Annotated in this window: 20 protein-coding genes; 8 read left to right on the forward strand and 12 right to left on the reverse strand. The window is 36.5% G+C overall.

What is annotated here, in order from left to right; translation table 11 throughout:
* Positions 1-92: 92 nt before the first annotated feature.
* Positions 93-335 (forward strand): hypothetical protein, encoded by a 243-nt coding sequence (locus tag J0N78_RS06215; protein WP_209122171.1) that lies wholly within the window; start codon positions 93-95, stop codon positions 333-335.
* 433 nt (positions 336-768) lie between these two features.
* Here the strand turns inward: J0N78_RS06215 and nirD are convergent, their stop codons facing one another.
* The 3 genes from nirD to cobA all read right to left on the reverse strand — a co-directional run bounded on the left by nirD (position 769) and on the right by cobA (position 5,157).
* Positions 769-1,092 carry a nitrite reductase small subunit NirD gene (gene nirD, locus J0N78_RS06220; RefSeq protein ID WP_209122172.1) on the reverse strand — a complete coding sequence of 108 codons (324 nt, stop codon included), beginning with the start codon at positions 1,090-1,092 and terminating at the stop codon, positions 769-771.
* 13 nt (positions 1,093-1,105) lie between these two features.
* Positions 1,106-3,538, reverse strand: coding sequence for a nitrite reductase large subunit NirB (gene nirB, locus J0N78_RS06225; RefSeq protein ID WP_209122173.1), 2,433 nt, complete (start codon positions 3,536-3,538; stop codon positions 1,106-1,108).
* A gap of 116 nt (positions 3,539-3,654) precedes the next feature.
* Positions 3,655-5,157, reverse strand: coding sequence for a uroporphyrinogen-III C-methyltransferase (gene cobA / locus J0N78_RS06230; protein ID WP_209122174.1), 1,503 nt, complete (start codon positions 5,155-5,157; stop codon positions 3,655-3,657).
* 237 nt (positions 5,158-5,394) lie between these two features.
* Here cobA and J0N78_RS06235 point away from each other — a divergent pair, with 237 nt between their 5' ends.
* On the forward strand, positions 5,395-6,627 hold the full coding sequence (locus J0N78_RS06235; protein ID WP_374193889.1) for an MFS transporter: 1,233 nt from the start codon (positions 5,395-5,397) through the stop codon (positions 6,625-6,627).
* Between the two features lie 157 nt (positions 6,628-6,784).
* On the opposite strand, the gene J0N78_RS06240 is transcribed toward J0N78_RS06235, so the two are convergent.
* The 3 genes from J0N78_RS06240 to J0N78_RS06250 form a co-directional block, all read right to left on the reverse strand.
* Positions 6,785-7,648 carry a CvfB family protein gene (locus J0N78_RS06240; protein WP_209122176.1) on the reverse strand — a complete coding sequence of 288 codons (864 nt, stop codon included), beginning with the start codon at positions 7,646-7,648 and terminating at the stop codon, positions 6,785-6,787.
* A 300-nt stretch (positions 7,649-7,948) separates the two neighbouring features.
* Positions 7,949-8,878 carry a DUF4349 domain-containing protein gene (locus J0N78_RS06245; protein ID WP_209122177.1) on the reverse strand — a complete coding sequence of 310 codons (930 nt, stop codon included), beginning with the start codon at positions 8,876-8,878 and terminating at the stop codon, positions 7,949-7,951.
* A 153-nt stretch (positions 8,879-9,031) separates the two neighbouring features.
* Entirely contained in the window at positions 9,032-10,330 is a 1,299-nt protein-coding gene (locus J0N78_RS06250; RefSeq protein WP_280637181.1) for a DHH family phosphoesterase, read from the reverse strand.
* A 130-nt stretch (positions 10,331-10,460) separates the two neighbouring features.
* Between J0N78_RS06250 and J0N78_RS06255 the strand changes: the two genes are divergently transcribed.
* Entirely contained in the window at positions 10,461-10,721 is a 261-nt protein-coding gene (locus tag J0N78_RS06255; RefSeq protein ID WP_209122178.1) for a DUF2524 family protein, read from the forward strand.
* Between the two features lie 91 nt (positions 10,722-10,812).
* Here the strand turns inward: J0N78_RS06255 and J0N78_RS06260 are convergent, their stop codons facing one another.
* The 4 genes from J0N78_RS06260 to J0N78_RS06275 form a co-directional block, all read right to left on the reverse strand.
* Positions 10,813-11,283 carry a hypothetical protein gene (locus J0N78_RS06260; RefSeq protein WP_209122179.1) on the reverse strand — a complete coding sequence of 157 codons (471 nt, stop codon included), beginning with the start codon at positions 11,281-11,283 and terminating at the stop codon, positions 10,813-10,815.
* Between the two features lie 176 nt (positions 11,284-11,459).
* On the reverse strand, positions 11,460-11,828 hold the full coding sequence (locus tag J0N78_RS06265) for a hypothetical protein (RefSeq protein WP_209122180.1): 369 nt from the start codon (positions 11,826-11,828) through the stop codon (positions 11,460-11,462).
* A gap of 11 nt (positions 11,829-11,839) precedes the next feature.
* The gene (locus J0N78_RS06270) at positions 11,840-12,607 is read right to left on the reverse strand and encodes a thiazole synthase (RefSeq protein WP_209122181.1); all 768 of its coding nucleotides are present in this window, start codon (positions 12,605-12,607) and stop codon (positions 11,840-11,842) included.
* Between the two features lie 471 nt (positions 12,608-13,078).
* A complete protein-coding gene (locus J0N78_RS06275) occupies positions 13,079-15,262 on the reverse strand; it encodes a DNA topoisomerase III (RefSeq protein WP_209122182.1) in 2,184 nt (727 codons plus the stop codon).
* Positions 15,263-15,407: 145 nt separating this feature from the next.
* On the opposite strand from J0N78_RS06275, the gene J0N78_RS06280 reads away from it, so the two are divergent.
* Positions 15,408-15,887, forward strand: coding sequence for a CarD family transcriptional regulator (locus J0N78_RS06280; RefSeq protein ID WP_209122183.1), 480 nt, complete (start codon positions 15,408-15,410; stop codon positions 15,885-15,887).
* 264 nt (positions 15,888-16,151) lie between these two features.
* Here J0N78_RS06280 and recQ read toward each other — a convergent pair whose 3' ends face one another.
* The gene (recQ, locus tag J0N78_RS06285; protein WP_209122184.1) at positions 16,152-18,260 is read right to left on the reverse strand and encodes a DNA helicase RecQ; all 2,109 of its coding nucleotides are present in this window, start codon (positions 18,258-18,260) and stop codon (positions 16,152-16,154) included.
* A 191-nt stretch (positions 18,261-18,451) separates the two neighbouring features.
* Between recQ and J0N78_RS06290 the strand changes: the two genes are divergently transcribed.
* From J0N78_RS06290 to J0N78_RS06300, 3 genes are all read left to right on the forward strand, one after another.
* On the forward strand, positions 18,452-20,008 hold the full coding sequence (locus J0N78_RS06290) for an ABC-F family ATP-binding cassette domain-containing protein (protein WP_209122185.1): 1,557 nt from the start codon (positions 18,452-18,454) through the stop codon (positions 20,006-20,008).
* A gap of 301 nt (positions 20,009-20,309) precedes the next feature.
* Positions 20,310-21,236 (forward strand): ectoine hydroxylase, encoded by a 927-nt coding sequence (gene thpD / locus J0N78_RS06295; RefSeq protein ID WP_209122186.1) that lies wholly within the window; start codon positions 20,310-20,312, stop codon positions 21,234-21,236.
* A gap of 183 nt (positions 21,237-21,419) precedes the next feature.
* Entirely contained in the window at positions 21,420-22,598 is a 1,179-nt protein-coding gene (locus J0N78_RS06300) for an acyl-CoA dehydrogenase family protein (protein WP_374193881.1), read from the forward strand.
* 25 nt (positions 22,599-22,623) lie between these two features.
* Here the strand turns inward: J0N78_RS06300 and J0N78_RS06305 are convergent, their stop codons facing one another.
* Complete coding sequence (locus tag J0N78_RS06305; protein WP_209122188.1) at positions 22,624-22,935, reverse strand: hypothetical protein; 312 nt, start codon at positions 22,933-22,935, stop codon at positions 22,624-22,626.
* 299 nt (positions 22,936-23,234) lie between these two features.
* Here J0N78_RS06305 and J0N78_RS06310 point away from each other — a divergent pair, with 299 nt between their 5' ends.
* Complete coding sequence (locus J0N78_RS06310) at positions 23,235-24,830, forward strand: ABC-F family ATP-binding cassette domain-containing protein (RefSeq protein WP_209122189.1); 1,596 nt, start codon at positions 23,235-23,237, stop codon at positions 24,828-24,830.
* Positions 24,831-25,234 lie beyond the last annotated feature (404 nt).

Genomic DNA, 25,234 nt, shown 5'->3' on the forward strand with positions numbered 1-25,234 from the left:
TTTGCTATTACATCACTTTAAGATTATATTTATTATCAGGAACTAACAATTAGAAGTATGTCCTAGTACAGGCTCTGTAGGTTTATTTATTATTGGCTGTCTTCGTAAACTTTGTTGCTTTTGGACCGTTTTTTGAAAATAAAATAGGCTTTTCAAGACAAATTCATTTGTCTGAACGGCTATTTTATTTTCAAAACCTTCACGCTATGCGTGAAGAGCCAAGCATCCGCTTGGCTTACGGTCCAAAAGCTAAAAACAACAATCTTTCAGAAAAGAGCCTTATTATTAGAAAAGCAAAAAGAGTGCAACTTATATTAAAGCTGCACCCTACTTAATTTTGTAATTTACAATCATGCTAAGGGACTTAGTAGCTATGCTAAGTATATATTAGATTTCATTCCTTAATGTTTCTGTTCCATTTGCTCTTCTTGATATATTGCCCAATACAATTCTTCTTCAGTATATAAGTCAAATTTATTTTCCCCCATGGTTACCACTCCTTTTGTTCTTTGTTCTATTATAATCTATGTTATTAATACAGTGTGGCTTGTAGTAAGGTTATATAACAAAGAACTTTTTAGTTTACTCATATTTTTTCTTCCGCTATCTTTCTTGTAATTACAATATTCCCCATTCGGTTCCGTAAGCAAAATCATCAGCTCCCTTTTTATTACGAAGGATGAATGAAAATCTTTTAACCTTTACTATTCATATAGAAAAATAGAAGGTGACTCATGCATCGATCCGATACATGAGTCACCTTTGTTTTTAGATATATATATAAACTACGTCATCTTCACTTTCAACTTTATATGTTTTAACACAGCCTTCATCTGGTTCTTCCACGTTTCCACTTGATAAACACACTTTCCAATCGTGAAGCGGACAAAATACGTGTTCACCACTTACTATTCCGCGGGATAATGGACCACCTTTATGTGGGCAACGATTTTCAATTGCTTTAAATTTCCCATTTGATAATTTAAATACAGCAACCGTTTCGCCATTTACAGTGATTTCTTTACCTACTTTTTCACCAAACTCTTGAACATTACCAATATTGATTTTCGTCCCATCTTTTGTTTTGTTCATGGACTTCTCCCCCCTATTTAGATCCTACTTCTATATTTTCAAATAATACTTTACGTTTTTCCTTGTCATTAATAATTTCTTTCCAAGGATCTTTGTATGTGCTTAACGCAATATCCATTCGTTCAATTAATTCTTTTCTCTTTTCTAAGTCATCAATAACTACTGACTTTACATGGTCTAAGCCGACACGTGCAATCCAATGAGATGTTCTTTCTAAATAACGAGCTGTTTCACGGTAGTATTGGAGATATGCACTTACGATATCTATCACTTCTTCATCTGTTTCAGCTCGACAGAATAAATCCCCAGCTCTTAAATCAACGCCGCCATTTCCACCGACATAAAGTTCATAAGCACCTTCTAAGCCGACAATCCCAACATCTTTTATACCAGACTCTGCACAGTTTCTTGGACAAGCAGATACCGCCATCTTAATTTTGTGAGGAGCTTGTAAGCCTTGGAATCTTTCTTCTAATTTAACTCCCAATCCAATGGAGTCTTGTGTACCAAATCGGCAGAAGTCTTTACCTACACATGTTTTTACTGTACGAAGTGCTTTACCATATGCATATCCAGAAGGCATATCTAAATCTTCCCATACACTAGGTAAGTCTTCTCTTTTGACACCAAACAAGTCAATTCGCTGACCTCCTGTTACTTTTACAAGAGGTACATTGTATTTTTCTGCCACATCGGCAATTTTACGAAGTTGTTCTGGATTTGTAACTCCACCATACATTCTTGGTACTACTGTATGTGTACCGTCGTGATTGATGTTAGCATGCAGTCTTTCATTAACAAATCTAGATTCTTGTTCATCCTCATAATCTAATGGGTTAACCATTCCTAAATAGTAGTTAAGAGCTGGTCGACATTTGGAACATCCTTCATCGCTGGTCCATCCTAATACGTTCATTACTTCTTTAGTATGTGAAAGTCCTTTTTCTTTAATTTCCGCAACTACTTCTTCATGCGTTAAATCAGTACAACCACACATCGCCTCTTTTTGGTTAGCTCCACTAAATCCGTCACCTAATGTATGCTCTAACAGATCAGCAACTAACGGTTTACATCCACCACAAGATCTTGCTGCATTAGTACATTTTTTCACTTCTTCAACTGAAGTTAACCCATTTTCACTAATCGCTCTAACAATAGCACCTTTGGATACCCCGTTACATCCACAAACAATTTCGTTAGCATCCATCGAAATGACTGGACTTTCACTGTCAGCTTTATCCTCACTTGGGAGAATACTAACCTTATTCATTTCTGTAATATCTACTTGCTTTTTCATTAAATCTAGCAATCTCGGTGAATCAGCTGTATTACCGAATAATACTGCCCCAATCACTTTATTTTCCTTTACAACTACTTTTTTATATACCCCTTCAAACTCATCGTGAACACGAATAGCTCTCGTTTCTTCAGTATCTCTGAAATCACCTGCTGAAAATACATCTACTCCAGATACTTTAAGCTGTGTATAGATAAGAGAACCTTTGTAGCTTCTACTCTCCTGCTTTTCTTCCGTACATATATAGTGAGCTAGTGCTTTTCCTTGCTCATAAAGAGGAGCTACTAATCCGTAAGCTATACCACGGTGTTCAGCACATTCACCGACAGCATACACATTCTTTACGTTAGTTTCCATATAGTCATTTACGACAATGGCACGGTTAATTTCTAATCCTGATTCCTTTGCAAGTGTTACATTCGGTCGTATACCTACAGCCATTACTAATAAATCAGCATCAACGGTTGTACCATCTTTAAAGCGAAGGCCTTCAACTCTATCACGACCTAATATTTTTTCGGTATGTTTATTCATTAAGAATTTCATACCTTGTGCTTCTAATTCTTTTTGTAGCATTTTTGCTGCTGGTTCATCTAGTTGTCTTTCCATTAAATAGTCAAAAATATGAACTACTTTTACATCCATGGACAAGTTTAGTAATCCTCTAGCAGCCTCTAAACCTAGTAATCCACCACCAATAACGACTGCTTTTTTATACTTTTTAGAATATTCCACCATCGTTTCGCAATCTTTAATATCTCGAAAGGCAATAACTCCTTTTTTATCTGCTCCTGGTAGAGGAAGCATAAAAGGATCAGATCCAGTTGCAAAGATTAACTTATCATACTTACATTCCAATCCATTTGAGCTATACACAATTTGGTGATCAGTGTCTACTTTTACAATTGGATCACCTACATGAAGAGTAATATTATTTTTTTCATACCATGCATAATCGTTTAAAATAATATCATCTACTGTTGTATCTCCTTGGAGGACAGAAGAGAGCATGATTCGATTATAGTTTGGGTGAGGCTCTCCACCAAAAATTGTAATTTCAAATTTGTTAGGATCTGCTTTCAAAACTTCCTCAATACATCGTACTCCTGCCATTCCATTACCAATTAGCACTAATTTCTCTTTCATCATTCCTACCCCCAGTGATTTATAAGTTCTACTATATTGAAACTATCCAATATCTACTTTTTTTATAAGTTAACTCGGTTTTATTAACCAATTAAAGTCGAACTTTTCCAATGGTTTTGCTACCTTACAAATTCTGAATGGTGCACCATTTCACTTTCTCCAACTATTGAATTAAATATAGCTTCTTCTAATGTAATCGATGTTGGTTTATCAATTTGTTTACTTACTTTAATTCCTAGCTGTTGTAAACGAAGTGATGTACCTTTTCCAATGGAAGTAACTGTTAACTTACATATTTCAAAAGGATTAATTTTACCTGTTTGAATAAGGTTTTTTAATGGTTCAATTGAGCTTTCTGTAAAAATAATCTCACTTACATGTTTATTTTCTATTATTCGTTGGAATATCTCTAATGTATGATTGCACAAACGCTGTTCATGTGTGAATAAAGGTACGAGATTAATAAACTGTTTTTTATACTCGTTAAATAATTTAGAGTGACATCCTGTAATAAATAATGTTGGCTCTAACTTATTCATCTTCTCTGTACTAACAAAGCATCCGTGCCTTTTTAATGCTTCTTTCGTTTTTTCATTTGTATGAAAGAACTTCGAATGAATTGAACGAATATCAATCTCTAAATCAAATAATGCTTTGAAAAAATAATCGACAGCGATTGGAGAAGAAAATATTACTTGCTTATATTGAGCAATATTTTCTATTTCTGTAGTAAATCCTTGCTCAGTAATTCTCGAGTGTATTTTAGTAGTTAATACATTGAATACATCTGCACCTTCTGATTTTAGATTCATAAATAATTTTTCATTATTATCAATATCGCCTGCTATAGCTATACTTCTACCTGCTAACCTTCTATTTTCAAACCACTTTACTTTATCCCTAATTTTTATTATGTCACCTATTAATGTGATGGCCGGATTCGTAATATTTCTTTCCGCAGCCTTCTCCACGATCGTTTCTAATGTCCCTTCAACTACTTTTTGTCTTGAATAAGTTCCCCATTGAATGATGATAACGGGAGTGGCTTTATCACGACCATGATCCATTAGACTTTTACAAATGTATGGAAGGTTTGACACTCCCATATAAAATGCCAATGTATCGATTCCAGTTGCTAAAGACTTCCAATTTATCTTTGGTTTACCATCTGCTGACTTATCATGTCCTGTAACAACTGCAAATGATGTACCAAAATCACGGTGTGTAACTGGAATACCCGCATATAAAGGAGCAGCCATACCTGAAGTAATTCCGGGTATGATTTCATAAGGAATCTTATAAGGTGATAGACTACTAGCTTCTTCACCTACTCTCCCGAAAACTCCTGGATCTCCACCTTTAAGTCGAACAACAACCTTTCCTTGTTTTGCGTATTGAATTAGAAGTTGATTTATTGTTTCTTGGTTTTTCAAATGTTGGTGCGGGAGCTTCCCACAGTAGACTAACTTCGCTTCATCTCTAGCATTTTCTAGCAATTTAGGATTAACGAGTCGGTCATACAGGATAATATCAGCTGATTTAATACATGCCAGCCCTTTAAGAGTAATTAATTGATCGTCTCCAGGACCTGCTCCAACAAAGTAGACTTTTCCTAACCCCATATGTTCTCACCCCTAAATTGTGGCAACTATATTTTTTTAATTTCATAGTATTTAGTCTTAACGTCTTTCTTGTTGATATAAATTCTAACGAAGTAGAATAAGGGTTTCAACACGCTTGTTAAGAATCCTCACATAGTAATTTTTCAATTGTTTAATTTCAAAACATTTAAAATATTATTTTTGCTTAGCGAATTTCTCCTATTGATGTTAATATAATTTCGTAACACGAAAGGGGAAATTAATATGCAAGCTCAGGCTCAACAACAAGCTGTTCAATCACAAGAAAAAACAATGTACAGTATTTTATTAATTATTGGATTTGTTCACTTACTGAACGATGCTATTCAAGCTTTAGTACCTGCAATGTTTCCAATACTTGAACGATCGATGGGGTTGACTTTTACTCAACTCGGAATTATCGCCTTTGCCCTTAATATTACATCGTCACTTATACAGCCTGTCGTTGGCATGTATACTGACAAAAGGCCATCACCTTATGCTTTACCGATCGGACTTTGTTTTACATTTTTTGGCGTGCTCGGGCTCGCTTTTGCACCTTCATTTTGGTTTGTTGTTCTTTCGGTCATCTTTATCGGAGTAGGTTCAGCGACCTTTCATCCTGAAGGCTCTCGTGTGGCGTACATGGCAGCAGGAAAACGACGTGGCTTTGCCCAATCCATTTATCAAGTGGGTGGAAATGCCGGCCAGGCAATGGCTCCACTTATTACAGCATTAATTTTAGTTCCTCTCGGTCAATTTGGTGCCATTTGGTTTACGATCATTGCAGCTCTTGCAGTCGGGCTTCTCGTCTACATAGCAAGATGGTATGCTAATCAAATCACCACAATTGCAAAAATGCCAAAAAAACAAAAGTCTTCTATAAAAATGAGCCCTGCTCACCGAAAAATGATCATTTTTGCTATTAGTCTATTAATCTTTCTAGTATTTGCAAGATCCTGGTTCCATGCTGGGATCACAAACTTTTTTGCATTTTATCTCATTGAAAAGTTTGGATTAACTATTGCTCAATCACAAGGTTATATTTTTATCTTTCTTTTAGCTGGAGCAATTGGCACCTTTGCAGGCGGACCACTTGCAGATCACTTTGGTAAGCGAAACATGATTATGTTATCGATGCTTGCATCAGCTCCGCTAGCGCTAGTATTACCTTATGCAGGTCCACTTACTACTTACGTTTTACTCGGTGTCATCGGATTTATTATTTTATCTAGCTTTTCCGTTACTGTTGTTTACGCACAGGTATTAGTTCCTGGAAAAATTGGAACCGTTTCAGGCTTGATCGTCGGTCTTGCTTTTGGTATGGGAGCAATCGGCTCTGTGGCATTAGGATGGTTTGCTGACCTCTTCGGGCTAACAAACACGATGCTATTCACAGTTGCGCTCCCGCTTATTGGGATCTTAACGTTCCTCCTACCTTCTGACCAAAAAATAGACGAGATGAATGATTAGGTCGTTAATCCAGTTGAATACGTACACAGCTAAAAACACCTCCTCTTTAGTTAACATGAACGAAAAGAGAAGGTGTTTTTTTATATCTTTTTGGAGTTGAATATTCAAGCCCGTTTCTTTATGCTGTGAAAGATTGTTTATGTGTCTAAACCCTGTACTATTCACCTTTATTGATGTATGTCCAGTTTCCTTTTTGCTCTACTTTGTTTTCTTTCATTAATCTACCTAATGCTCGTTTAAAGGCAGCCTTACTCATCCCGAAATCTAAACGAATGTCTCCTGGGTCGCTTTTATCGGTATATGGCATTTTCCCGCCATTTCGCTCTAAGTAAGCATAAATCAACTCTGCATCTTCACCTAAGCTTTCTTGTTTTAACGGAAGTAAAGAAACATTCAAGCTTCCATCCTCTTTAACATCAATAACACGCCCTGTGACTAATTCCCCGAGGCGCGGTTCTTGTCGTCTTTGACTTTCATGAATAAAACAACGGTACCCTTCCTCTGACATCATAAAAGAACCTACTTTTAACGCACGGTAAATGCGGCCAGAAATTTGCTGTTTGTTCATGTCAAAGGTCGCTTCCTTCGCAATTTCTTCAATCACATCTTCAGTGACGAGTTGCCCAAGTAATCTGCCTTTATAGTCTGTTTTTAGTGTAATAAGGAGTTGATCTCCCACTTTTGGCCATACCGTTTTAAAAGCAGGCAAATCATCGACTGAAACGAGAATATCTTTTTGTATACCAATATTAATAAACACACCTAATCGTGGATTAATATCTACGACTTCAACCCAGTCGTACTCCCCAAGTTGAATCTTCGGAAGCGTCATCGTTGCAGCAAGACGGCCTTCTTTATCGTTATATAAGAATACTTTAACGTTATCTCCTTCTGTTATTTCACCTGTGATTTCATTTGTATGTAATAAATAATCTTGTTCCCCGTCCGTTAAAAAATAACCGAATTCTGCTTTTCGCTCAACACGTAATTCGGCAACGGAGCCAGCTCTTAATTTTTCCATTTCTTTAAAAACCCCTTATTCTAATAATCCGACAAACATTCTAACCATTGGTATAGATGACCAATGTCTTACCTATTATACCAAAAGAATAGAACGTGCATACCAATGAGTTTGCCTTTTTACTTCATGAATAAATACAACTAAGATTTTTTATCAGCCATTTATCCAATAATAAAAGCTATGACCTTTTTACAAAGTCATAGCTTTTATTGATAAAATATTGCAAAAAATACATGCAAATACTTTATATTAGAATTGATACTGGAGTTTGAGCACATAGCAGAAGTGTCAGTGTACGTCTTACAACGTCTCGGTGTTTTTTCTCTTTTTTCTTAGTTTATAAACAACGACTAGAACAATAATAACAATTGGTATAAAAACAGGTGATAATCCTATAAGTAAGACGACTACACCTGAAAATAAAGCAATTGTATTATTGATGGATGCCATAAATAGACTTTTTGATTTCTCCCAAGTGTTTAATTCTTCACTACCTTGAATCGATGGTACACTGACTTTATTTTCTTGTAAATGGATCGTAACTGTAGAAAACTCTACATTCTTTTCTAAGTAATCCATCCGACCGAGAATTTGTTCAATCTCTTCTTGCACTTTCGCTAAATCAGCTGATATTTTAAGTAAATCTTCTGTATTCGTAGCTTCTTCCATAAATGCTAGCAGTCGCTTTTCAACAACCCGCTTTGAGCGTATGCGTGAATCGAGGTCTACATATTCTTCTGTCACATCATTCCCACTAACAAAGCGTTCATGGACTTTTACACTATTTGATTCCATTTCATTAATAAATGCATGGAACTCTTTTTGTGGAACTTTTACGACAAGGTTTCCGTGAATTTGCTGTTCTCCTGCTCGGTAAATTGATGATTCAATGACAAAACCTCCGAGCTCATTAACTCTCTTTTGAATATCTGCTTCTGATTGATGATAATCATTTACTTCAAGCGATAAATTTGCATGGTATATAACCATCCGCTCAGAAGTATCCACATTGTAAGATTCATCGCTAGCTGGAGCCTCATTGACCATTTCTTTTTCGGTAGTTGCACCACGACTAGCTACTCCAGCGTAACCAACGTCATCTGACACCATCATTTCTCCAGCTTCTTCACTCATATCAGATTGATGTTCATTACTACTACAAGCTGAAAGAAATAGTCCAAATATAACTATTGTTAATACAATTAATTTTCCCCCGTGTAATTTTAACATTGTATACCAACACCCCAATCGTCTACTTTACTAATTTAGACGACCTTAAGAGAGAGAAGGTTACAATTACTTTACACCTCACTTAGCCTTCCTTGCTTCTCGATACCTTGAAGCGGGAGTCTTAGCGCCAGTTAAACTTGATAAATTTTGTTTTTAATGTGAGAACGGTCGTTCTTCTTGTCCTGTTGGATGGATAACTGGATCGTATGAAATAAAACGATGATCTATTTCTAATGTTTCATCATTCTTACGACCAAGCAATTGTTGCTCTTTTATCGTCCGGATTAATGTATCAGATAGATATTCGATATACTGTTCATCTCTTGCTAGCCATGCAGAATGATATCTTTTTATATAAAACTCCGCTTCCGAAAATGACTGAAATGAACGAGCAATTGCCTTTCCATTTCGATCGATGTTCCATAGGTCTTCTTTGATTGGATAAACAAAAATATAATCTTCATAGTGGTTTTGATACAAACAGCCTTTTTCAGCCGCTTTTAGATTATATTGATTTCGAAACGCATCTGGTCGCATCGGCTCAATTTGGAACGGCTCAGCAACAAACAGCTGATATGCATGCTCTGTTAACGGACACCCCGATGCTTTTGCATGCCCACCCCCACCAAATTGACCTGCAACTTCCGATACATCAATATCTTCTTGTATCGTCCGAAAACTCATTTTTTTACTACCAACATTTAAAATAGCTATGTAATCTAAATGGGGATTTTCTTTACCAAGTTCATTCCCTAATTCTGAATGGTAGCTTTCAGCATGAACAATCCCTACACATTTTCCATCAATGAACGTTTGGACCATTTCCCTACGTTTTCTACGGACATATCGTTCAATTTTATTTTCTTCCATGTCCAAAATTTTCGTTTCAAATTCATCAAAGGAAAAGCTGTCACTTTGTTGTAGTCTTTGAACCATCCGTTCTTCAAAGTCATCGATTGAAATCATAAAGAAAAGATCATTTAGTCGTTTGGCGGCTTCATTGTTATTTTTCTCCCACTCCCACGTATCATATTGCCGAACAAGTTCAACAAACTGTTCAATAGAGGATGTAGGCTCTAATTGTTTATTTTTAATTAAATACTCATAAAACAACGACGTCGCAGCTGTAAGCCTACCATTATCATATTCAACTTGTACTAACCCCCAATCATATTCATTAAAATGCAGTGCGGTTTTGTGATGATCAATTAGCTTGACTTTACTACTGTTTTTGTAAAATTCATTTAATTTTTCAGTATTTTTTTCACTTACTGATAAATCCGTAACAATAATAAAATCGTCATTTTTTGCCCGTTCTAAAAATCGCTCCACTTGAAAGTCTAACCCACCTACGGAATTATACCGAATTCGTACTTGATCTTTAAATGCTAACTTTGCAAGAATCCCACAACCAACACCGTCCAAGTCATTATGGGTAAATAAATAAAACATCCATATCACTCCTCCGTCTTAGGTGTGAAATTATTATGTGACAAAAACGGATTATCCATCAGCTTTTTCAGAGAATAATAATCGTGAATTTTTCACATGTTAAAAAAACAAAAGTCTAGGAGGGTTTCAAATGGGAATACACGATGAATTAGATCACTTTTTAAATAAAGCACAAGAAATCGTAGATCGGGGTTTAGATGAACTTTTAGATACAAAGATTATTCGGGAAAATGATCCTTCTGACTACGCTTATATTCAACATCAACTATATGAACTAGTAGTTGAAGCTGAAGAATTAATGAAAAAATTTCCTGATCAACATGAAAAACTTAGTGAATTCCAAGAGAAAATTAAAGAGATACAAGAAGTTATGGTAAAAGGCATTTACTAAGGGAGCGATATAAATGAACTATAGTACATTAAAACAAACCGTCCTGGAGCACCACTAATCGAATAAAATTACCATTTTTAGCACTACTTTACTATTGAAGGATTCCTTTAAAGCACAAATATTTCACCCACTGATAAACATTAACAAAAAAGACAATACCGATTGTAATGATCAAAAGAGTTGCTCCACCTTTAATACACAACATAATCGTCATCAAAGCGATAACAGTCATAATTGCGATTCGCAGGAACGATTCTTCAAGTTTTTCCGTCTCAATTTGTTGATAGATCATTTTACATGCCCCAATCATACAAGCAATAGCTAAGAAATAAAGAGAGCCAGGAATCAAAAAATCATGGATAAGATCAAAACTCAATACGTTAGAGGCTTGTCCCGCTCCATTTAGTTTTGATTGTATATAGAAAATCATTTCATCAATCATTCGATATAGCGGGACATGATTCATATCACTAGATATAGAACCGCCAATAAAAGCAAATACAAATCCAAAAATAATGAATATGAATGGTAGAACGACAACCATCTTTACACCTCGTTTCATCCTCTTTTCTATTAATCTATTCAAAGCACGAAAATTTAGAAGAATAGAATTGAACTACAACCGACATTCATCTCCCCCTTACCGCTGGGAATGCCCTTCACGAGCTTGAAGAGGGAGTCTTCTGTCGGGAAATGATTAAAAAAAATCACGTGATTACTTCCATCGACTGCCACTCTTTAAAATGTGGCTGATATCGCGATCATTTTTGCTTCTTCTTCAACCTCTGTTAGACTTAGTTTTTTTCTAGGAAACTGATTGGTTATACTAAAACTACAATATGTACAATGATTTACACAATAATCAGAAATATACATCGGTGTAAACAGTAACATGGTTTTTCCATTGTGACGAACCGTTAGTTCATGAGCCTTTTGTGCCATCTCTTCAAGATAATGTTCAGCAGTCGGGGAAAGGAGTACAAGTAGGTCATTTTCTTGTAGTTGGTCTTTCTCAAGCACTCGTTTAACCTCTTGTTCTGTAACAGCTTCCCAAACCTCCTGAAATGGATAACTTTTTAAGTTTTGGTAGTGATCGTAAAAACTCATTTTTTTCACTCCTATGATAAAAATCCTGTTAATGGGGAAGACGCCATTGCTTTAGTTTTTGATGATTGCATGCCTGACAAATATGCTTTTTGACCTGCTTTCACACTAAGTTTAAAAGCATCTGCCAGTTGAACTGGGTCGTCTGCTGTGGCAATCGCTGTATTCACTAAGACAGCGTCTACCCCCATTTCCATCGCTTCGGTAGCCTGTGAGGGTTTACCAATCCCTGCATCAACAATGATCGGAACTTCCATTTCGTTGATCATTATTTGAATTAATTCCTTCGTCTGCAGCCCACGATTAGAGCCAATAGGAGCTCCTAAAGGCATGATCGCTGCAGCCCCCACTTCTCTTAGCTGTTTTGCGACCATTAAGTCAGGAGACATATACGGTAAAACGATAAATCCTTCTTGAGCTAGCTTTTCTGTTGCTTTGATCGTTTCGTAGTTATCGGGTAGGAGGTATTTATGATCCTTGCTCACTTCAATTTTAATCCAACGACCCATTCCAGCCGCTTTAGCTAATTTAGCTATTCTAATCGCTTCTTCAGCTGTCCTTGCCCCTGATGTATTAGGTAGCAAGCGCATATGTTCAGGAATATATGATAGAATATTATCCTGTTGCTCATCTAAGTTAACTCGGCTTAAGGCAACAGTAATTAATTCAGCTTCAGATACTTGACATACATGCGAGATGATAGAGTGATTGGAAAATTTCCCAGTCCCAATCAATAAACGGCTTTTCAACTCATGTCCTGCTATAATAAGCGGATCGCTCATAGTGATCACTCCTCATAAAATATAATGAATACCACAGCCATCTTACTCCTCCGAACCTAAATGATCAGTGATTCTCATCACATCGCCAATGAGCTCATGCCACAAATAAGAAAAGCGCAAGGTGTCTGCTTATCGGCGACAAGCGCTGGAGGGCCAGCAATTAGTGTCCTGACTTTTGGACACGTTTGATGGACCGAAGCGACCTCGAACCGATGACACCTGCAGCTAGACATAGAAAAGCGCAAGCGCCCGTTTAGCGGTGTATGGACTGGAGCCCCACCGTATGAGATAAAGGAAACACGGCGAGTGCTAACGAGGCGATGTTGACTTATCGTAAGGAGGAGGAGCGAAGTCCACTAGACGCTGGGCGCTGCAGCTAGACATCCTCGAAATTTATACTTATTTATTCGTTTAAATAGTGCCAGGCACCTTTACCACTTTAAATAGGTAAAGGTGCCTGGCACCGCACAATTATTTTTTTAAGTTTAGCTTTGCTAGGGCTTCTGCTAGAGCTGGGTTAAAAGGTTCTTCCTGTTTATTTTGTTTCTTTAAATATTGATTGACTTCTTTTTTAGAGACTTTTGTATTTTTCTCTTTTTTCTTTCTTTCATTAAATGTTGAGAGTTTTTCTTTATGACCGCAGCTACAAGCAAATACTTGTCCCTCACCTTGTCCACGTAACTCTAGCTTTTTGAAACATTTCGGGCAACGAGCATTCGTCTTTTTCGCGACTGCCTTTTTATGTCCACATTCTCGGTCCTCACATATGAGCATTTTTCCTTTTTTCCCGTTTACTTGCAACAGATGTTTTCCACATTCTGGACAAGTTCGTCCTGATATATTATCATGCTTGTATTTTCGTTCACTGAATTTAATATCACGGATAAGCTCTTTTGTATATTCTTTCATTTCAGCAAGAAACACTTGTTTCGCCAACTTTCCTTTTGCAATCGCTTCTAGCTTTTGCTCCCATTCAGCTGTTAATGCTGGTGACTTCAAATCTTTTGGTACCATCTCTAGCAGCTGTCTTCCCTTTGAGGTCGTAATAATGTCCTTTCCTTTCTTTTCAATAAGAAAACTATTAAAAAGCTTTTCAATAATATCTGCTCTAGTTGCTACCGTACCGAGACCACCTGTTTTACCAAGTGCTTTAACGAGGTCGTTATTTGTTTCAGACATAAACTTCGCCGGGTTTTCCATTGCTGACAGTAAAGTTCCTTCGTTAAATAGAGCAGGAGGTTGTGTCTCTCCTTCGGTTTGTGAAATAGACATTATCGATAAAGTATCTCCTTTTTTTAACTGGATAATTTCACTTTTTAGCGAATTCTCCTCATTCTCATCGTTTCCATAAACCTCTTTCCAACCGATTGACTGTACGACTTTTCCTTTCGCAACAAACGTTTCACTTCCAATCTTGGCGAAAATCGTAGTTTGTTCATACTCATATGGAGGAGATAGAACTGCTATAAATCGCTTCACGACTAAATCATATATTTTTCGTTCTCTCTCACTTAATGACGAAAGTCCAGGAGCTACTTCTGTTGGGATAATTGCATGGTGATCAGAAACCTTTTCATTATCAACAAAATGGCGATTTCCCCTAATAGGTCTCTGTAAAAGTTTAAAAGCATTCTTTGCATAAGGACCTACACCACATGCTTCTAATCGATCCTTTAAAGTCCCAACAATATCTTCGGACAAATATCGTGAGTCCGTTCGTGGATATGTTAATACTTTATGCTGTTCGTATAACTTTTGCATAGTATTTAATGTTTCTTTAGCGCTGAAACCAAATAAGCGATTGGCTTCACGTTGTAGTTCGGTCAAATCATATAATTGTGGTGAGAAAGTTTTTTTTGATTTTTTCTCTATGTCAACAATTTGGATCACTTGATTTTTTAATGTATCTTGGACTTTTTTTATTCGATTTAAATCAAACGTTTTTGAGTCACCCGTCTTCGAATCCTGCCATGTAAGCTTCAACTTCTTGTCGGCTTCAACAGTAATGCCGTAAAATTTTCTCGGTCGAAAATCGGCAATTTCCAGCTCTCTTTGATGAATAATCGCAAGAGTTGGAGTTTGAACTCTACCGCATGATAATTGAGCGTTATATTTAGAAGTAAGTGCTCTCGTCCCATTCAAACCAACGATCCAATCTGCTTCAGAACGAGCAACCGCTGCAGCATACAGATTTTCATAATCTTTTCCAGGACGCAATTTTTTAAATCCATCACGGATTGCTTTATCCGTAACAGAGGATATCCATAAACGTTTTATCGGCTTTTTTACATTTGCTTTTTCAATAATCCACCTAGCGACAAGCTCACCTTCACGACCAGCGTCAGTTGCAATCACAATTTCACTAACATCCTTTCTTAGCAATTGCGATTTTACTGCCTGAAATTGCTTATTTGTCTTTTTTATTACAATAATATTCAATTTTTTGGGTATCATAGGAAGGTCGACTAAGTTCCAGGATTTATATTTTTCATCATAAGTTTCAGGGTCAGCTAACGTCACTAAATGACCTAATGCCCAAGTAACGATGTAACGGTCACCTTCGAAATAACCATTACTTTTTTTCGTACATTTTAAGATTTTTGCGATGTCCCTACCGACTGATGGCTTTTCTGCTAATACAACTGTTTTATTCATCGTAACATCCTTTCAACAACAACTATAAAACACTATAACACAATTTTTATTGACAGTGAAATTGATGAATGTTAAAATTATAAATTTTGCTATTTATAGACAAGTGTGTTATAATGAATTGAACTCAAATTTAGGAGGTCGAGCTATGTTTCAAGTTGGAGACAAGATTGTTTACCCAATGCACGGTGCTGGTGTGATTGAAGATATCGAGGAAAGAGAAATTCTTGGGGAAACCCAACAATACTATGTCTTAAATTTGTCTCATAGTACGATGCAAGTAATGGTTCCAATGGAGAAAACATCGAGTATCGGTATCCGTGAAGTTGTAGACCAGGATACATTAGAGAAGGCGTTATTGATTCTTCACGAAGGGGAGCCAGATGATTCGGTTAATCGTCACCAACGTTATCATTTAAACATGAAGAAAATGAAGACGGGTGATATTTGTGAAAGTGCTCAAGTCATTAGAGATTTAATGTATTTAAATAAAAATAAAAAGCTTGGTACTGAAGATAAGTTTATGCTTGATAATGCAAGACGCATTTTTATTAGTGAACTTATTCTTGTCAAAGGATTTGAAGAAGAACAAGCGATTGAATTTTTAGACAATGCAATCAACGGTTAATCGAACGAAAGCCTCTTCATAACGAAGAGGTTTTTTATATTTGCCTGTGTTATAGTATCTTGTTTAAACCCGAAAAGTTAATGAGGAAACCCCCGGTAACAGGAAAAACATTCCTATTTTAGAAAGCGTATTCATTCTCGTAATTTATACTTTCTCATTCTACAAAAATAGAGACTACCTTAAATTCTATGTATCCTCACCTCTACCAAGAAAATGAGAAACGTAGATATTTATGAGACAGCCTCATGTCACCAATTTTTTCTATTAAATTTGTCCTATTCTTTTATTAATCACATACCGGATTTCAAAATACGTTACTTCGTCTGGTAAGTTTTCTTTGATCGGTTTTAAGCGTTCAGCACCGATCGAAGCAATAACTTCCTCAATCAATTGTTCATGTCGTTCGTTTACAAATTGACGGAGATCAACCTCTTTTCCTTCATCATAACACTTTTCTAGGTGAGACAAAATTGTTTCCCTAGTACACTCCCTTTTCTCAGCCATCTCATTTACGGTAATTCCTTGCTCATACATCTCGTATGTTACGAGGTGGCTTGGTACTTTTGAGGATGTTTTTTTCGTCTTTATGATCGGTGTTTCCCCTTTTTGGTCTTGAAAAGGAACTAAAGCGTCTAAAAACTTAGCACCATACTTCTCTAACTTTTGCCGTCCAACCCCATTAACTACTAATAATTCTTCCGTACTTGCAGGAATCGTCCGACTCATTTCACGTAGTGTTTTATCTGAAAAAATTAAATATGGTGGTACTTTTTCTTGATCCGCGATCTCTTTACGCAACTTGCGTAAACTCTCAAAAATTTCATTATTTTCTTCGATGGTTACGTGTTGGACTTTTTCTTTTCGATAAACTTGTAATTCTCCTTTTAAAACGGCTACCGCTTTTTCTGTTAAGCGCAACGTTGGAAAATTTCCTTCTGATGGCTTTAAAAATTGTTCTGCTGTCAGATAGTCAATAAACTGTGAAACGTTTTTCCCTGTCCACGTTTTAAGAAGACCATAAGTCGATAGTTGATCGAGTTTAAAATCTTTCACTTTTTTACTTTCGGAACCAACTAACACTTGAGCAACGATCGTTTTCCCGAATTTTTCTCTCATTCTTTTAATCGTCGAAAAAACCATTTGCGCTTCTCTTGTTACATCGGTAGTTTCACCATCATCCAAGCAATTTGTACATTTATTACATTTTTCGAATTCATCATCAGCAAAATATTGTCCTATGTATTGTTGAAGACATGACTCGGTATGACAATAATCAACCATTTGTTGTAGCTTTTTATATTCATTCGTTCTTCTTGTTTCTTCAATATCAGACTGTTCAATTAAAAACTTTTGAATGCGAATATCATCAGGGGCAAAGAGGAGGACACATTCGCTTTCTTCACCATCTCTTCCTGCTCTCCCTGCTTCTTGATAATACGCTTCAATATTTCTCGGTAAATTGTAATGAAGTACAAACCGCACGTTGCTTTTATCAATTCCCATCCCGAACGCATTCGTTGCAACCATTACAGTAATATTGTCACGAATAAAGTCATTCTGATACTTTGCTCTCTCTTGATCCGTTAACCCTGCATGATACCTTCCAACAGCGATGCCCTTTTCCGTTAACTTTTCATATAACTGATCAACTACTTTTCTAGTTGAAGCGTAAATAATTCCAGAGCTCGCCTGATGCTTTTTTAAGTATTGTAAAACATAAGAAAGTTTGTCCTGTCCTTTTACAACTTGTAAGGATAAGTTCTCTCTCCTTGCACCATTTACAATCGTATTCTCGTCTTCAATATGTAAATGACGGCAAATATCCTCCCTAACTTGAGGAGTAGCTGTTGCTGTTAATGCTAAAACGACTGGGTTCGTCTGCAAGCGTCTGATAAGTGATGAAATCTTTAAGTAACTTGGGCGAAAATCGTGTCCCCATTGCGAAAGGCAGTGTGCCTCATCGATTGCAACAAGTGAGATCGGCATCTCATTCAATAAGCGAAAAAAGCGCTCGTCTTCTAGTCGTTCAGGCGCAACATAAATTAACTTATATTCCCCATTCCTCATATTATCAAGTCGTTCATTTAATTCACTTATAGATAGAGAACTATTAATATATGTACTCGTGATCCCAAGCTGATTCAATCCATCTACTTGATCTTTCATTAATGAAATGAGAGGTGATACCACAATAGTAATCCCTGTATATATGAGTGCTGGAACCTGATAACAAATGGATTTCCCGCCACCTGTCGGCATAATTCCTAGTGTGTGTTTACCTTCTAACACCTTCTCAACAATATCATTCTGGCCTTTACGAAACATTTCGTAGCCAAAATACTGTTTTAAAAACTGGACTGCTTTTGCATTCATGAACTAACTCCTTCCCAACAACTGCTTATTTCATTTTAAAGGAAAATTTGTTTTTTTCCAAACTTCCACCTTCAATAAAAATGGATAATTTCTAAGTATGTTAAAATAGTTTCATTCGTTTTATAATAGGTAAGGTGTAAAAATAAATCATTCATAATCTATAATTCATTTAGAAAGAAAGGTTGTCATTCATGAGTGTATTAACTGTGAAAAACTTGAGTCACGGCTTTGGTGACCGTGCTATTTTTAACGATGTATCCTTCCGGCTTTTAAAGGGAGAACATATCGGTCTAATTGGTGCAAACGGCGAAGGTAAATCGACGTTTATGAATATTATTACGGGTAAATTACAACCCGATGCTGGTAAAGTTGAATGGTCGAAACGTGTGCGTGTTGGTTATTTAGATCAACATACCGTCCTTTCAAAAGGGATGACGATGCGCGATGTCTTAAAAAGTGCGTTTCAATATTTATTTGATCTAGAAGCACAAATGAATGAGCTTTTCAATAAGATGGGAGAAGTATCTCCTGAAGAGCTAGAAAAACTATTAGAAGAAACGGGCACAATCCAAGATATATTAACAAACAATGATTTTTATATTATCGATGCAAAGGTAGAAGAAATCGCTAGAGGACTTGGACTTACTGATATTGGCTTAGACCGTGATGTCGATGATTTAAGTGGTGGCCAGCGTACGAAAGTCCTACTTGCTAAGCTACTCCTAGAAAAGCCTGATATTCTACTATTGGACGAGCCGACCAACTATTTGGATGAGCAGCATATTGAATGGTTAAAACGTTATTTACAAGAGTATGAAAATGCCTTTATCTTAATCTCGCATGATATTCCGTTTTTAAATAGTGTCATCAATCTTATTTATCATATGGAAAACCAAGAATTAAACCGCTATGTCGGTGATTACGACCACTTCCTTGAAGTCCACGAAATGAAAAAGCAACAATTAGAAGCAGCTTATAAAAAGCAGCAACAAGAGATTTCTGAGCTTAAAGATTTTGTCGCAAGAAACAAAGCTCGTGTATCAACACGTAATATGGCGATGTCACGCCAGAAAAAACTTGACAAAATGGAAGTGATTGAACTTGCAAAAGAAAAACCAAAACCAGAGTTTAACTTTAAAGAATCGCGTGCGTCTGGAAAGGTGATTTTTGAAACGAAGGACCTTGTCATTGGATACGATGAACCACTATCAAGACCATTAAACCTTCGTATGGAACGTGGGCAAAAAATCGCTTTATACGGAGCAAATGGTATCGGGAAAACGACGTTATTACGTAGTATTTTAGGTGAAATTAAACCGGTGTCTGGAACGGTTGAACGTGGAGACTATCTCCACATCGGTTATTTTGAACAAGAAGTAAAAAGTGATAACCACAATACTTGCATCGACGAAGTGTGGAGTGAGTTCCCATCTTACAACCAAGCGGAAGTTCGTGCAGCGCTGGCGAAATGCGGTTTAACGACAAAGCATATCGAAAGTAAAATTATGGTTTTAAGTGGTGGAGAAAAAGCAAAAGTACGACTATGTAAACTGATTAACAACGAAACGAACTTACTCGTACTTGATGAGCCAACGAACCACCTTGATGTCGATGCAAAAGAAGAACTAAAACGTGCATTGAAAGCCTATAAAGGAAGCATTCTGTTGATTAGCCACGAACCTGAGTTTTACAATGATATCGTGACAGAAAAATGGAATTGTGAATCGTGGACGACAAAAGTAATTTAACCTAATTCCAAGCGCTCAGATCAATGATCTTGAGCGTTTTTTGCTTTGTTTATTATCAAGTAGTACCGACATTTAAAATCGCATAATGGAACCAATTGGTAGAGATACATCGTGATAACGAGAGTAAAATTTACTTAGTAATTTATTTTTTCTGAATATTAACATTATAGCCGCTGTAGAAAAGTGACATTCATTAATAGCAGGTTTGAGTAAGTGATGCTAAGTCAATATAATAGTTCGTGGAAAAACCTTTAAGGTGCAGTTTTGTCTGAAAAATTTTCTAAAAAGGAGCTTGATACGTATGACTGATTTATATCCTTCAAGAATAAGCGAAACTCCATCGATTATTAAAAGAAAAGATCCAGTCCTTTATAACATTCATCAGGACAGTGGTCCATTAAAGCAGGAAGACTTAAACTTTTATGAGAAAAATGGTTACTTACTTTGCGAAAAAATGTTTTCAGATGAAGAAGTAGATATATTACGCAAAGAACTGAAACAAACAATGGACGATTATAGGACAGTCGATGAATCACATATTATTCGCGAGCTAGGTAGTGAAGAAATACGATCCGTCTTTGATGTACACAAAAATACAGAGTTCTTTCAAAGGTTATCTTCACATGAACGATTAGTCAACATTGCTCAACAGCTACTCGGTAGCAAGGTGTACATAACTCAATCGAGAATTAACTTTAAACCTGGATTCAAAGGGAAGGAGTTTTACTGGCACTCTGACTTCGAAACATGGCATGTTGAAGACGGGATGCCTCGTATGCGTGCTGTTAGTTGTTCAATCATTCTAACCGATAACTATGAATTTAACGGTCCACTCATGTTAATACCGGGTTCACATCAATATTATGTTCAATGTTCTAGCGGGACACCTGGAAATCATTATCAACAATCCTTGAAAAAACAAGAGTTCGGCGTTCCCGACCAACAAAGTCTAAAGTGGTTGCTTGAAAAAGGAGGAAAAATTGATCGAGCAACGGGTCCTGCAGGTTCCGTTTTATTTTTCGAATGTAATATCATGCACGGTTCGAATGGAAATATTTCACCATACCCTCGCAGTAATGTGTTTTTTGTATTTAATAGTATTAAAAATCAATTAGAGACGCCATATTCACAACTTTCTCCGCGCCCTGAGTTTCTTGCAAATCGAGAAAATATAAAACCTATTCAAGCACACTCTTTTGACCTGTCAAAATCTCCATTAGTCTTATAAGATTATTTTTGAACAGTGTGACTGTCCGTTGGATAGTCACACTGCTCATCCTCCCCTAACCCGTATTAAGTATTAATTTGTAAACACTCCATTAATTCGCAAGAGAAAATTCATTACTTAAAGCCATAAAATTTGCATTCTTCCTGTACTCATGGTAGTTAATAGGTAAGGAACTAAGAGGCGGTGCAAAAAATGTTTTTTAAAACAGTTGAACAAGAACAACGATACAATGAAATTGGTCAATTAGCAGACAAATTTGCCAAAAGAGCTCAAAAATATGATCAAGAAGGTTCATTTCCAGTTGAAAATATTAATGAATTAAAACAAGCTGGATATACAACTCTTACATTGCCAACGGAATTTGGCGGAAAAGGGGCTACTCTTTACGAATTTGTGTTATTACATGAACGTTTAGCCCAAGGCTGCGGATCGACTGCGCTCTCGATTGGTTGGCATGTCGGAATCATTTTAGACCTTGCTACCACTCGGCCGTGGCCTAAAGATAAGTACGCAGCTGTCATGGCGAAAGTAAATGAGCATGCCTTATTGAATCGTGCTGCAACAGAAGCACAAACTGGTTCACCTACTCGAGGTGGCAAACCGCAAACCACTGTTATTAAAGAACATAACTATTGGAGAATTAGCGGAAGAAAAATATTTACAACGATGGCCCCTGTCCTCGATTTTTTTCTCGTGTCTGCAGCCATAGATGGTGATGATAAAATTGGAGAATTTTTAATTCCTCGTGATACACAAGGAGTGCGTATTGAGGAAACGTGGAATAGTATCGCCATGCGAGCAACAGAAAGTCATGATCTTATTCTTGAAGATGTAAAAATTGACGAAGATCACCTCTTAGAAATTGTCTCTGCAAGGCCGAAACAAAAAGCAAATGGTTGGTTACTTCATATACCGGCCTGCTATTTAGGAATTGCACAAGCAGCAAGCCATTATGCGATTAAGTTTGCAAGCTCTTATCAACCAAATAGTCTCAACCATACGATTATCGAATTACCGAATGTGCAAAGACAAATCGGTGAAATGGAACTAGAGTTAAAGCACGCGCGACACTTTTTGTTATCAGTCGCAGACAAATGGGATCAGCTTGAAGACAAAACGATAACGATACCTGATCTTGCAGCAGTGAAGCACGTCGTTACCAACACGACCATAAAAATAGTCGATAAGGCCATGCGCATTGTAGGAGCGAGAAGTCTATCCGAAAACAGTCCATTGCAGCGCTATTACCGAGACGTCCGAGCGGGTCTTCATAATCCACCTATGGACGATGCCACACTCCACCTATTAGCTCAAAGTGCTATAACATCCTTTACTGATAAGGTTGAAAAGAAACAAGGCTGACTTAAAATGTCAGCCTTGTTCGTCATTACATAAATAGATAAGGTCCATGAGGTCGTTCTAGAACGTATTGTTCCTCAGCTTTATTTAACATTTCACTCCATGAGTTAAAATGTGTCGTTCTTGCAATAAATTGATCCCATTCTTCTTTATGAGCTTCAATCATATCTTGGAAGTTTGTAGTATCTAAGTAACTATTCCGAATAAATTGATGCCAAGAATAAAAAGACGTATAGCGTTCCATAAATCGTTCATTAAATAAGAGGTGATATGGTGCAATTGTTGAAGTATAGTGTTCAACAAACATTTTCTTAAAATTTGTAAATACTGCTTTTAACATACCACTCATCCCCTTTTAAATCATACTATTCTTATTCGTTTTATTATAGCTGTATTTCTAATCTCTTTAAATCAGATATATATTGAAGACTATTAATCTTTTTTTACTTAATTATATATTATTCAAACAATTCCTACCTGTCAACTTGTATTTGTTTTTTTGAAAAAAAATAATTATTTTTACTGTTACTCTTATTTCTTATAGTGTATTTAATTGACGGTCATAATGTTCTTTAGTTTTTTATCACTTTAATTAATGGTATAATTTCATAGATATTGTTTTTGGAGGGTTTTATATAAATGATTACAGTACAAAATGTAGGTTTACGTTATGGAGATAGAAAACTATTTGAAGAAGTAAATATTAAATTTACGCCTGGCAACTGTTACGGTTTAATTGGTGCAAATGGCGCTGGTAAATCAACGTTTATAAAAATACTGTCAGGTGAAATTGAACCACAGCAAGGTGAAGTTCATATGAACCCAGGTGAACGGCTAGCGGTACTTAAACAGAATCACTTTGAGTATGAAGATTTTGAAGTTTTAAAAGTGGTTATTATGGGACATGCTCGACTTTACGAAGTCATGCAAGAAAAAGATGCCATTTACATGAAAGAAGATTTCAGTGATGAAGATGGTATTAAAGCCGCTGAACTTGAAGGTGAATTCGCTGAAATGAATGGGTGGGAAGCCGAATCTGAAGCTGCTATCCTTTTAAAAGGGTTAGGAATCGGTGAAGATCTTCACTATAAAAAAATGGCAGAGTTAACAGGTGGCGATAAAGTAAAGGTATTATTAGCTCAAACTTTATTCGGTAAGCCTGATGTTCTATTACTTGACGAGCCGACGAACCATTTAGACATTCAAGCGATTCAATGGCTAGAAGAGTTTTTAATCAATTTTGAAAACACTGTTATTGTTGTATCCCATGATCGACACTTCTTAAATAAAGTATGTACGCATATTGCTGACTTAGACTTTGGAAAAATTCAAATCTACGTTGGAAACTATGACTTTTGGTACGAGTCAAGCCAACTAGCACTGAAAATGGCACAAGATCAAAATAAGAAAAAAGAAGAAAAAATTAAAGAGCTACAAAACTTTATTGCTCGATTCTCAGCAAATGCGTCCAAATCAAAACAAGCAACTTCTCGTAAAAAGTCATTAGAAAAGATATCCTTAGATGACATCAAGCCGTCATCCCGTCGCTACCCATACGTTCACTTTACACCAGAACGTGAAATCGGAAATGACTTACTCCGTGTTGAAGGTTTAACAAAAACGATTGACGGCGTAAAGGTATTAGATAATGTAAGCTTTACAATGAATAAAGACGATAAAGTTGCATTAGTAGGAACGAACGAAATTGCGAAAACGACTTTATTTAAAATTTTAATGGGTGAAATGGAAGCTGATAGTGGAACGTATAAATGGGGGTTAACGACATCTCAAGCGTACTTCCCTAAAGATAACTCTAAATACTTTGAAGGCTGCGACTTGAACCTAGTCGATTGGTTACGGCAATTTTCACCGAATGACCAAAGTGAAAGCTTCTTAAGAGGGTTCCTTGGAAGAATGCTCTTCTCTGGTGAAGAAGTTATGAAAAAAGCGAGCGTATTATCTGGGGGTGAAAAAGTTCGTTGTATGCTTTCGAAAATGATGTTAAGTGGCGCTAACGTTCTATTATTAGACGAGCCAACGAACCACTTAGACCTAGAATCCATTACAGCCGTAAATAATGGCTTGATAAACTATAAAGGTTCCATGATTTTCACTTCTCATGACCATCAATTTATTCAAACGATTGCAAATCGTATTATTGATATTACTCCAGAAGGTACAATTATTGACAAACTGATGACTTATGATGAGTATCTAGAAGCTGCAAGTGCATAATCGCCTGTCGCAGGCGCTGAAGCTAGACATGAAAAGCACAAGCGCCCGTTTAGCGGTGTATGGACTGGAGCTCCCCCGTATGAGATAAAGGAAACACGGCGAGTGCTAACGAGGCGATGTTGACTTATCGTAAGGAGGAGCAGCGAAGTCCACTAGACGCTGGACGCTGGACGCTGAAGCTAGACATCATTTGAAGAGTTATAATTTCTTAAAAAAGGAGGATAGAATAAAGCTAAAAATGCTTTTTCTATCCTCTTTAGCTTTTCTTTAGTTCCCTTTTCCTTTAAAGGAAACCAAATTAGAATACAACTCATATATGTAATTTACATATATGAGATAAAAATGAATCCTTATAGCATTGTAATAAGGATATATTCTAGTGTTCTGTATTAGTGTTTATTATC

The organism is Alkalihalobacillus sp. BA299, from assembly GCF_017745675.1.
Taxonomy (GTDB): domain Bacteria; phylum Bacillota; class Bacilli; order Bacillales; family Bacillaceae_F; genus Alkalihalobacterium.